General features: G+C 51.9%; 11 protein-coding genes. All 11 read right to left on the reverse strand.

Features of this window, described 5'->3' with window-relative positions; all coding sequences use genetic code 11:
- Positions 1-108: 108 nt before the first annotated feature.
- A complete protein-coding gene (gene rodA / locus LOK74_RS13285; RefSeq protein ID WP_230042518.1) occupies positions 109-1,239 on the reverse strand; it encodes a rod shape-determining protein RodA in 1,131 nt (376 codons plus the stop codon).
- A 200-nt stretch (positions 1,240-1,439) separates the two neighbouring features.
- On the reverse strand, positions 1,440-2,234 hold the full coding sequence (gene minD, locus LOK74_RS13290) for a septum site-determining protein MinD (RefSeq protein ID WP_230042519.1): 795 nt from the start codon (positions 2,232-2,234) through the stop codon (positions 1,440-1,442).
- A gap of 18 nt (positions 2,235-2,252) precedes the next feature.
- On the reverse strand, positions 2,253-2,933 hold the full coding sequence (gene minC, locus LOK74_RS13295) for a septum site-determining protein MinC (RefSeq protein ID WP_230042520.1): 681 nt from the start codon (positions 2,931-2,933) through the stop codon (positions 2,253-2,255).
- A gap of 139 nt (positions 2,934-3,072) precedes the next feature.
- A complete protein-coding gene (locus LOK74_RS13300; RefSeq protein ID WP_230042521.1) occupies positions 3,073-5,487 on the reverse strand; it encodes a peptidoglycan D,D-transpeptidase FtsI family protein in 2,415 nt (804 codons plus the stop codon).
- A 70-nt stretch (positions 5,488-5,557) separates the two neighbouring features.
- Positions 5,558-6,082 (reverse strand): rod shape-determining protein MreD, encoded by a 525-nt coding sequence (mreD, locus tag LOK74_RS13305; protein ID WP_230042522.1) that lies wholly within the window; start codon positions 6,080-6,082, stop codon positions 5,558-5,560.
- Positions 6,082-7,068, reverse strand: coding sequence for a rod shape-determining protein MreC (gene mreC / locus LOK74_RS13310; protein WP_230042523.1), 987 nt, complete (start codon positions 7,066-7,068; stop codon positions 6,082-6,084). Before mreC ends, mreD begins: the two co-directional genes overlap by 1 nt.
- 16 nt (positions 7,069-7,084) lie before the next feature.
- On the reverse strand, positions 7,085-8,128 hold the full coding sequence (locus LOK74_RS13315; RefSeq protein ID WP_277613386.1) for a rod shape-determining protein: 1,044 nt from the start codon (positions 8,126-8,128) through the stop codon (positions 7,085-7,087).
- Positions 8,129-8,218: 90 nt separating this feature from the next.
- Complete coding sequence (gene radC / locus LOK74_RS13320) at positions 8,219-8,917, reverse strand: RadC family protein (RefSeq protein WP_230042524.1); 699 nt, start codon at positions 8,915-8,917, stop codon at positions 8,219-8,221.
- A 143-nt stretch (positions 8,918-9,060) separates the two neighbouring features.
- Positions 9,061-9,648: a Maf family protein gene (locus LOK74_RS13325; protein WP_230042525.1), complete on the reverse strand. Its 588-nt coding sequence runs from the start codon at positions 9,646-9,648 to the stop codon at positions 9,061-9,063.
- A 12-nt stretch (positions 9,649-9,660) separates the two neighbouring features.
- Positions 9,661-9,903 carry a DUF4321 domain-containing protein gene (locus tag LOK74_RS13330; protein WP_230042526.1) on the reverse strand — a complete coding sequence of 81 codons (243 nt, stop codon included), beginning with the start codon at positions 9,901-9,903 and terminating at the stop codon, positions 9,661-9,663.
- A gap of 178 nt (positions 9,904-10,081) precedes the next feature.
- The gene (locus LOK74_RS13335) at positions 10,082-11,494 is read right to left on the reverse strand and encodes an SPOR domain-containing protein (RefSeq protein ID WP_230042527.1); all 1,413 of its coding nucleotides are present in this window, start codon (positions 11,492-11,494) and stop codon (positions 10,082-10,084) included.
- Between the last annotated feature and the right edge of the window lie 88 nt (positions 11,495-11,582).

An 11,582-nucleotide genomic window follows, 5' to 3' on the forward strand; every position in this document is an offset into this window, starting at 1 on the left:
CATCAAATCACTTGGACCCGTAAAATGGTTAACTTACTTCAGATGATAGCATATCTTCATCCTTTTGTCACGTCCGTTTTTGCGGACAACGGCAGGCATGTAAACGATTTAGTCAAACATCAGCTTTTGCTTTCGCATGCCGATATTGAGTACAATCCCCATAATCAGGAAGTTGCTGATCAGCGAACTCCCCCCATAGCTGATAAACGGCAGCGGCAGCCCGGTGATCGGCATCAATTGGATGGTCATACCGATGTTCTCAAATACCTGGAAGGTGAGCATCCCTACGACCCCTGCCACCACATAGGAACCAAATGCGTCCTTTGCTTCCATGGCAATCCGAATCATGCGGTAGATCAAGAAGAAAAACAACATCATCAAGATGCCCGCTCCGATAAAGCCCATTCTCTCCGCGATAACAGTAAAGATGAAGTCACTCTCGCCAACCGGCACCCAACCGTAGCTGGCTTGGGTAGCGGTATTCACACCTTTTCCCATCAACTGTCCGGAACCAATGGCGATCAGCGATTGCTTCAATTGAAACCCTCGTCCCATCGCTTCCAGATCGGGGTTAAGCCAATAGACGATTCGGTCCCATTGATACGGCTTGATAATCTTGAAAAACAGATCATCTCGATAGAAATACAGGACCGTCATCGTGGCCAGAAAACTGCCAACCAAAGAGCCCAGGTACAGGACATGTCGCAGGCGGATACCGCCAACTACCAGCATCGTCGTCAGGATGCCCACATAGACCATCGACGTTCCGAGATCTGGCTGAATCAGAACGAGTAAAAGTGGTACAATGACCAAGAGGGCTGGCGGTATCAGCTGATAAAATGCCCCAAAGCGATCCGGGTTTTCGCTGTTTTTGGACAGGTAGCGGGCTACGGCCAAGATGATGAACAATTTGACAACTTCCGAAGGTTGAAACAGCACGGGCCCTAAGTCGTACCAACTGTGCGCATTGTTAATCGGCTTGGTGAAGAGGACGCCGACCAGAAGGACCAGTCCGAAGCCGTACAATAAGTAGGCCAAACTTTTATACAATTGATAATCAACCAACAGGCTGACGCCCAGGACGACAAAACCGAGCACATACCAAACCACCTGCTTTTGCGCTGTTTCTATGCCCGCTCCCGATCCGGAAATGCCCAGATAACTAAAGGCTCCCAGTCCGACGAAGATCAACAGGATGGTCCAGTCCAGTTCCTTCAGATGACGTTTCTCCAGGTCCATCTCTTCCCTCCCTCTGGACGTAAGACAAGTTAGCCTCTCCGAATTCAGTAAAACACGTATCGGTTGACAGCCGACGTCGCTTTCGAAACCAAGTATGCTGCGTGAGTACTCGCTGCTTCGTCAGCCGTAAAAAAGAAACAGGAGCCTGCCCCTGTTCCGTCTCTCCTCTTGAAACAAACCCGTTTCTTGCGGAATACCGCTTATGTCAGCCCCAGAAATTTCCGCATGCGACTGAATACGCCCTTCTTTTCTTCCAGGGGCAGAAGTGGCACGGACTCACCCAGCAATCGCCGTGCTATATTGCGGTACGCGATCGCGGCACGAGATTCGTGGTTCATCACAGCCGGTTCACCTGCATTAGCTGACTTGATCACATACTCATCATCCGGCACGACCCCGATTAAGTCAATGGCCAACACTGCCAGTATATCTTCCACATCCAGCATGTCGCCGCTTTTCACCATGTGATGCCGGACACGGTTGATAACCAGTTTGGGCATCCCCACTTTTTCCCGTTCCAATAGTCCGATGATTCGGTCAGCATCTCGAACCGCCGCTTTCTCTGGCGTGGTCACCACAATGGCCTGATCCGCACCAACCACGGCATTGCGGAATCCCTGTTCAATGCCTGCCGGACAATCGATGATCACATAATCATACTCGCGTTTTAGTTGGGTAACGATCTCTTCCATCTGCTCCGGGGTTACTGCACTTTTGTCCTTGGTTTGAGCAGCCGGCAAGAGCGCCAGATTCTCGAAGCGCTTGTCATTAATCAACGCTTTTTGCAGGGCACATGTGCCAGTCGCAACGTCGACCAGATCGTACAGGATACGGTTTTCCAGTCCCATCACCACGTCGAGATTGCGCAAACCGATGTCCGTATCGACCATACACACTTTTTGTCCGAGCAGTGACAAGGCACTTCCGATGTTTGCCGAAGTCGTCGTTTTCCCTACTCCGCCTTTGCCTGAAGTTACGACAATCGCTAAGCCCACTGCGCTAACCTCCTCTTCCTACACACCAAAAGCTTTTTTCCATCCAATATCCGGGCGGACGCGATGAAGGTAGTTCATCTTGGCCACCATCATTTTGCCGTCTTCTACGTAAGCAAATTCGGCCGAGCCTTGCTTATCCGCCCACTCCTCACCAGGACGACTGATCACTTCTGCAATCCGCAGTTGGGTCGGTTCCAGCGAGGCCGAAGCGATTACCGTGGCATCGTCTCCATTTGCCCCTGCATGAGCAACTCCTCGCAGGGCTCCCATCACGTAGATGTTGCCGGTACTCCGCACCGTCCCTCCGGGATTGACGTCTCCCAGCAGCAAAATGTCGCCGTCAAACTCCAGCACTTGCCCGGAGCGGATCGTCCGTGTTTCTATCATGAATTTTGATTTTTCCCGTTCTGCAAACGCCTCCTCTTTGGAGATCACGTCAGCATCGATCGTATGGATGACCAGATTCCCTTTTTGCCGAATGATCTGCGTTAGCTGTTCTTGCTGTTCCGGAGTACAGTACCGTTTGCCCATTCGAAGCGAGACACGGATCAGTGGACCGGTCAAGATTTGCTGGTGACTGTGTTCAATCTTCTCTCGCAGATCGGTTATCAATTCGTCAAAGGAACATGTATCGTCCATGAAGAAAACGAGTCCGTCTTTTGTTCCTTTGATCGTCACTTTACTTCTGGTTGTGGTCATCAGCCTGTTTCACCTCGACCGTTACCATTCGCCACAGAGGGAAAAGAATCCTGCTCTGCTGAGAAAATTTGCCCCACCGGGACGTCTTGACCTCTGCCGTAAGGTAACTTGCATTGTTGCCCTAATGGTACCAGCAGCCTTAACGAACAGTCGTCTGAGATGCAGAGGCTGTTGACGACAGCGGATACAGTTGGTGATAGGCCTCCAAAATCTCCCTGGCGATCGGCCCGGACGAATCAGAACCATGGCCGCCTTTCGGTACGATCACCACAAACGATACCTGTGGATTCTCATACGGAGCGTATCCGACAATCAGTGAATTGTCTTCGGTGGAACCCGTTTGTGCCGTACCGGTTTTGGCCGCAACGGTAAAGGGGAGGTCTTTAAACGAGTAGTATGCCGTTCCGCCCGGCTCCGTGACCATCCTCATCCCTTCCTGAATCACTGTGAGCCACTTGGGATCGATTTCGATCCGGTTTAACACATCCGGTTTTACTGTCGTAAGTACCGGCCCCGGCTGACTTGGATCGGTTGTGCCCTTGCGAATTTCTTTGACAAAATGCGGCCGCAGGCGGTAGCCGTCATTAGCAATTGTGGAGACGTACTGCGCCAACTGCATCGGTGTAAAGTTGTCGTACTGGCCGATAAAGGCATGCGCCAGGTTGCCCAGATAGTCGTAGCTGGAAAACCAGCCGGTAATCTCACCGGGTAGGTCAACGCCTGTTTTGACACCTAATCCAAACTGTGCGTTGTAGTAGTCGAGAACGGCAAACTGTGTCTTGTAGCTTTTGTTCTGACTGTACGCCTTTTCAGCCAGACGCATGGCCATCGTATACATATAGGTGTTGTTCGATACCTTCAGGGCACGTCTGGCATCAACGGAACCATGGCCGCCCGCCTTCCAGTTGCGCATATAGACGTTTCCCACCATTAACCCGCCGCTGTCAAAAATCGTTTCTCTGGGAGTGGTCAATCCCTCCTGCAGGGCAATCATCACGGAAATCGGCTTGACCGTGGAGCCAGGTGCATAAGCGGCGTTGATCAGATCATTGCGCTGGTTGGGCAAAATCTCGTCATGATATCGTTTGTTGAACTCCTCCCGGTTGTAATGCCAGTTGAGATTGTAGTCGGGGTAGCTGGCCATCGCCAGAATCTCTCCCGTATTCGGGTTCATCACGATGGCGTGGGCTTCCGTGATATTTTTACTCTTCTTCGGATCTTTTTGGATTTCCTTTATGCTTGTTTCCAGGATTTCTTCCACTTTACTTTGAAAACGCCAATCCATGGCCAACACCAGATCGTTTCCTGGTTGTGCCGGCAGAGTCATCTGTTTTTCTACTGTCTCAGAGTTCTTGTTCACGTGTACTTCCATGACGCCATCCTTACCGCGCAGCTGCTCCTCGTAATACAGCTCGAGGCCTAACTCGCCAACACGGTCCGTCGGGCTATACCCACGTGCCAGATATTCTTCTAGCTGCTCCTGCCGAATCGCTACGGTGCTGCCGAGGATGTGAGTCCCAAAGGCACCGTCGTTATCCTCCTTGATCTGGCGGATCGGCTCTACGATGACGTCAATGCCGGGAAGCTCTGTACGCCGTTCCACGATTTTAGCCATTTCCTGCTGTGTGATGTTCACCTTTACTCGACGCGGGACATAACTGGGGAGTTCGTAGGAACGCATTTCTTTCAAGATCGTCAGCTTGTTCCATTGGAACAACCGCTGTTCGTCGCTCAGCGGCAGGGTCACGTCAAAATCAAACTGCGAAGCGAGTCGCAGCAGGTCCATGTCGGACAACGTTTTCAGTTTACTGGGACTAGGCAGCGTCTGCAGTTGCGTTTTTAGTTCCTTGCGCAGGTCATTCCGCTCCGTATCATCCAGTCGAACAGAAATATCAACATTGTGTTGGATTGCCGTTTTCAATAAAAGGTACGTGGACATCTGCTCCAGATCAGTCTGAGCATTCTTCAGCACGGTACCAATCTGCTGCTTGAGCTGATCAAGCTGTTTTTCATCCAGATTGGGATTCGTCCACATGCCGACCAATATCGCAGCTTTTACCAGCTGCGCATCGGATAGAGAAGCTGCTTTTTCAATCGTCGGCAGTGTGCTCAGCCGTTCGGATAGCCTCGATATCAGTTGAGCGGTTTCCTCCGGTCCAAAAGAAACAGGCAGGACGGTATTCAATTCGACTGCTTTTTTCAACAGTTCCTTGTCAGTCCCTGGCTGCTCATCCATTCGCAAGATGGTAGTCAGTTTTTCCGCCACTTTCTCCTCATCGATCTCTTGATTTTGCTCTTCCACATAGGTGACGGTATAGACCGGTTTATTGGAAACAAGCACCTCGCCGTTGCGATCGAGAATCCGGCCGCGGGGGGCGGGAATGGGCAACTCACGTGTACTGTACAGCTCCAAATCGTGTTTGTACTGCTCGCCTTCTACCAGTTGAACGTATGCCAGACGCAGAATAATAGCGGCAAAAAAGACAAATACGATGAAGAACAAAATGTTCAGCCTGATTGGGATGTGAGACTGCTCCGGTTTTTTCTCTTCCAACCTGTATCTCTCCTCCCTGCAACTCAAGTCATCTGATTCTCTCATCCAGATATCCAGATATCAGCCGCAGCTAATCCAACTTCATCTCTTTTTTTGCATTCACGCCTGCGGCAATCTTGCTCAGCGGGAAGTAAATGAGTACGGCAAACAGCAGATTGAGGCCGACTGTCGGCAGTATTTGCTGTCTCAACATCCATTGTACATCAACATCAATGGGGAAAAACAAGCGGTATAAACTGTACAAAAGCCACTCGTGGCCAAACAATACCAATGTGAGTGTGACAAAAGCCACCGCAAGACTGCGGTGAAACAACAGCAACGCAAGTCCGGCAAAGTAGCCGGCTACCATCATCGTCAAGGTGTGGACGCCAATGATCTGATTGTACAGCACATCGTGAAGGAACCCGAACACCATGCCGTAGATCAGTGATTCCCGTCGGTTCAGAAACAAACCGATCAGAACCACACCGACCAGGACGAATCGGGGGACCGCCTCCCAGGTGAGCCCCCATGTATCCGGCAGTAGCAGCTGCAGCACCGTCCCTTCCAGCAAAAACAACACCAACAAGGTAAGGGTAAGAATTAGCCGGGGCATTACCGACTCCCTCCCCCTTGAGCAGGGGAGTGATTGCCTTCCGAGGTTCCTCCCGCTTCCCCCTGGGTTTCCGTATCGCCCATCTGTTCGTCTGGTGCGGAGGGAATTAGTTCGCCCTCAGGAGTGGTGACAAACGCTCGCTCCACCACCATCACCTCACTGAGTTGGCTCAGATCGGCGCTTGGTTTGACGAAAGCAGTTTGCGTCAGACCGTAATCCCCCGCCTCTACACCAACCACTTTTCCGATCAACAAACCACGAGGGATGACACCGCCCATCCCGGACGTTACTACTTCCTGTCCAGGTTCTACTTTATATCCCAACGGAATTTTTCGCATAATCAGTAAGCGTCGACGCTGATCGTACTCCTCTATCACTCCGGCGATCGGCTGAGGTTCCACTCCGTTATCCGTCTTTCGTTCCGTGATGATCTTGGCCGACAGATGATTGCTGTTTTCAATCGCCGTTACAAGCTCGACCGTAGAGGAGAAGTTGGCTACGCTTTCCACCCGGCCGATCATTCCAGTGGCAGAGATGACGGCCATATCTTTTTTGATCCCGTGCACACGTCCCTTGTCAATCGTGACGACGTCATTCCAATGGTCGGAGTTGCGAGCGACCACCTCTGCCACCCGCAGTTTATAGTCGTGAAGCCGTGTTTTGGCATCCAACAGTGTACGGAGCCGGGCGTTTTCCGCTTCTAGTAATTTTAACTGTGCCGTTACCTGCGCATACTGATCCAGGCTTGCTTTTAACACACGGTTTTCCTGATATACGTCATAGGCAGCGGACACCCCTGACACAAAATGGGAAAAAGCCTGAGCAGGGCGATAAAAAAGCCCCTGCATCAAGCTGAACGTATCCTTGAGAAACTCTTCCGGCCAAGTCAGAGTGTCTCGCTCTCTCGCTGTGTATCCCATCACCGAGATGAGCAAGACCAACCCCACGAGCATGATGATCAGTCGCTTGTTGCCAAAGAACGACATCATTCCTATCTCCCGACTACCTGCTCCGCTTCGAGCGAGAGGAGGTTATTCCGTGTTTGGATTTGAACAGATGCAGATTCTCCAGTGCACGTCCGGTCCCAATCGCCACGCAGTCCAGGGCGTTCTCCGCCACGTGGACCGGCATCCCGGTCTCTTTGGAAAGCAGTCTGTCGAGGTTGCGCAGCAGCGCTCCACCTCCTGTCAGCACGATCCCTCTGTCCATAATGTCGGCAGCTAATTCCGGCGGACTTTTCTCCAGCGTAATCTTCACCGCTTCAATGATCGCCTGCACTGTCTCTGAGAGGGCTTCGGCTATCTCCGATCCCGTAACCGTGATCGTCTTGGGCAGACCGGTAACCAGGTCGCGGCCACGGATCTCCACCGACTCTGCTTCCTCAGGTACCATCGCTGAACCGATTTCCAGCTTTAACGTTTCTGCGGTTCTCTCCCCAATCATGAGATTGTAGCGTCGTTTGATGTATTGGATAATCGCTTCGTCCATTTCGTCTCCGGCGATTCGGATAGAGCGGCTGGTAACGATCCCGCCCAGTGAGATAATCGCTACTTCCGTTGTTCCACCGCCGATATCCACCACCATGCTTCCAGTCGGTTCCCATACAGGGAGATCCGCCCCAATCGCGGCGGCGAACGGCTCTTCAATCGTGTAAGCTTCTCTCGCTCCTGCCTGCTTGGTTGCATCCTCTACGGCACGCTTTTCCACTGCCGTAATCCCCGATGGCACGCACACCATCACATTGGGACGGCGGTTGAACATTCCCTGATTTTTCTGAGCCTGGCGGATAAAGTAGCGCATCATCGTTGCTGTCGTTTCAAAATCGGCAATGACGCCATCTTTCATCGGACGGACTGCCACAATATTGCCGGGCGTACGACCGATCATATTTTTTGCGGCATTGCCGACCGCTTCAATCGTATTCGTATCTGTACGAATCGCCACTACCGAAGGCTCACGCACAATGATTCCTTTTCCCTTTACATACACAAGGGTATTCGCCGTTCCCAAATCTATCCCTAAATCACGTGAAAATCCGCCAAACATACCAAAGATCTCCTTCCGTTCCGTCAAGCAGCAGCAAAGATAGACACTTCGCTTCCCTTGATCCCATGCGTGTTGTATTGTGTATTGCCTTCACAAATGTCCCTGTTCTTTCAGGCTGACGAAGCTCCCGTCACCGATAATCACGTGATCAAGCAAGGTAATACCAATCAATTCGCCAACTTCACGCAGTGTCCGTGTCACCGCAATGTCCTCCCGGCTGGGCGTGGGATCGCCGCTGGGATGGTTATGTAGGCATATAACGGAAGCACTGCTGCGTCTGATCGCTTCCCGAAACACTTCCCGTGGATGTACGATAGAAACGTCGAGGCTGCCGACGAAAATCGTCTGTTTACTGATCACCTGATTCTTTGTGTTCAAATAGAGACAAACAAAATGTTCCTGTGTCAAATGCCGCATCTCAGGCATCATCAACTGAGCCACATCACGCGGCAGGCGGATAGGAGTCCCTTCTTTCCGGTCGCTTTTCGCCAGTCGACGCCCCAGTTCAAATGCAGCATGCAACTCCACCGCTTTAACCGGGCCAATTCCTTTTATTTTTACCAGTTCTTGATGAGAAGCCTGCGCAATCCCGTATAAGCTGCCAAATGCGCTCAAAATACGCTGCGCCAGCTGGTAGCATGTCTCCCGCTGATAACCGGTGCGCAGCAGAATAGCGAGCAGTTCCGCATCAGACAGCGGGGCTGTCCCCTGCCTCAACAATCGTTCACGCGGGCGTTCATATAATGGGACGTTTTTCATCTGACTTTTGTTACAGGTGATCGCTTCCATAATAGCGCCTCCTACCTGAGAACGACAGTTCGCCCGATCTGCCATCTGAAAACATGGAGAAAGGCATCGCTGCCGTTCGTAATTGTCAGAGAAAGTCCCTTTTCCGCTTGCTAAACTATAGTACGGATCCATCAGATGCTTGGTCACTTCAATACAGAAACTCCAAACCGTGAGAGAAGTTGCGACGTGAGGTGAAGAGGAAGACCAACAACAGTAAAATAGTCGCCTGCAATCCGTTCCACAATCGTGGCACCAATCCCCTGAATGGCATAAGAGCCGGCTTTGTCCATCGGTTCGCCAGTTGCGATGTAGGCCCTGATCTCCCGCTCTGTCAGCGGGCGCATTTTTACTTTTGTCGCACTGTGGGCCAACTCTGTCCGCCCCGATCCGGCGTCGATAACAGCAACACCTGTATAGACCGTGTGCTCCTCGCCTTGCAGAGAAGACAGCATGCGCAGCGCATCTGCTTCGTCCCGCGGTTTTCCGAGCACTTCCCCGTCCAGTACGACAATCGTATCCGAGCCGATCACAAGTCCTGATCCGACTTTCCCGGCAACTGCCTGCGCCTTTCCCAGCGACAGCGTCTCTACGATCGTCTCTGGTGCGAGGTCCGTCGAAATCTGCTCATCCACATGGCTTTCCTGCACCTGAAATGGCAGGCCCAATGATGACAGCAGCTCTCTACGACGTGGTGAAGCTGACGCCAAGGTCAAAGTAATGGTACTCTGCATACATGTCCCTCCCTAGTAGATTTTGCGAAAAATCCAGAAGGCGAGGGCAAGCCCCCCAATGCTGGCTAGATTTAGTTTTACCTCAAAGTGAAGATTGTACTTCAAAATCTCCAAATCCGCCGCGGGAGACCATGTGATGGTTTCCGACGCTTGTAAAAACGGCAGCCATGGCGACAACACTTCCCCAATGATGCTGCCAAACAGCAGACCGCCTATCAGTATGATGACGAGTATGACTGTCTCTTTTCCCCTCATATGTTTCTCTTCCCTCGTCCCATCTCCCACAAAGCAGGAGGAGCGTATTTACGTTAACCAAACTTAAGTGTAACAAATGGGCGGAAACGAGACAATCCTGAGCTTCTTCCATCGTAAAAAAAGAAAGACCCGCCCGCAAAAAAATGCGAACAGGCGCTTCGTTTTCCCATTATTGCTGTTACTCTGATGGCTGTTTTTGTGATGGCTGCTGCTGTGACTGCTCCTCCTGTGATTGTTGCTTCTGCAAAAAACTCACATACCTCTCGATGTAGAGGAGCACCCCGTCTTGCACCTGCCAGGCATACGATTGGACGTTGGCAGTATTAGCTTTACTAAAAGCAGTCATGGCCTGATTGAGACCGCTAACCATCTCTGTGATCGGTGCTTTCCACTCCTCAGGAAGAACGGGCTGGAGCAGACGATTTTGTTCGAGAAAACGAAGGTGCAGTTCTTTCAGCTTCGTCTCTTCCTCCCCGGCGGATGAGGCGGCTCCCGGCTGTGTCAACCGTTGTGCCGACCATTCCGTTAACAAATCAACCAGTTGGGCTCCTGTGGAAAAAAAGGACTGCAGTGATTGTTCCTCCAAGACTGCTGGATCCTCTGCCGTCTTTTTCTCTGGAATGTCCAGCTGTCCGCTAAACCCGGGAAATGTCACTTCTTTCACGTAGACATCGATCGCCTTTTCTTTGAGCACGCTGGCGATCCCCAGAATCTCGTCCCGGGATGGTGCGGCAGCAACAAACAAGTAATGCTGGCCGTCCTGCGCATACAGCAGTTGCGGGTACCCCTGCTTTTCCAGTGATTCCATCGCGATCTCCGCCGATGCCGCATCCTGAAACGCCCCTACCTGCGCCATAAACGCGTGCAGTTCCGGCAGTTGAAGCGGTTCTCCTGCACCCTCCTGTGAAACAGGTGCCTCGTCAGGCTTCTCTCCCGCTGCATCCATCTGGTTCGCTTCCGCCTGCTCAGCCTGCCCATCCTCCGGTGCAGCTGTCAATGTCTGCATCGTCCCATCCAGTACATATCGGTACGATTGACTCAGCTTGTCATCTGAAAAAATACTAAGTACGATAAAACCAAAGCAGAGTCCGATCGCGACAGCGCTGGCAGAAGCAATCAACATCTTGGCCCAGTTCCGCTGATCGAAGAATCTCCCCCCGCCAAACTGCGATTTCTTGCTGATCCGCCCTGTCAGCAATCCATGCTCCAGTTCCTGATCCGACCATTCAACACCCCAGCCACTGCCATTGTCCCATGTTGGCCTTTCGTTCCGTTCATTGTGTCCTGCATTGACGTCCTCCGCAATACGTGTGCTGCGTAGTTGAGACAGCCGTTCGGTTGCTTCCGATATCCCTGGCCCGACAGAGGACTCTCCCTGCTCCGTTTGTAGTGTGTCGTCACGATTCAACTGCTCTCCTGTCGCTGGCGGCACCATCGCCCCGCCTGTCGCTTCCTCTGCAAAAGGAAACGGGAGTTCCTGCCGTTGTTCGTGTGGACGCCCGACACTCCCCGTCTGTCCCGTCGTTTTTTCCTGTCCATCCAACTGCGTTCCGTTCAGCCTGATCGATATCCGATGTTTTTTTTGCTCCAACTCCGCCAACCTCCTCGGTCGCAAGACATCTCGTACTACCAGCTTATGATCCGAGTGGACAGGGTATGACAGGTTGTCAGAAAAAAAA

This window comes from Brevibacillus humidisoli (assembly GCF_020923435.1).
In the GTDB taxonomy this organism is placed as follows: Bacteria; Bacillota; Bacilli; order Brevibacillales; family Brevibacillaceae; genus Brevibacillus_E; species Brevibacillus_E humidisoli.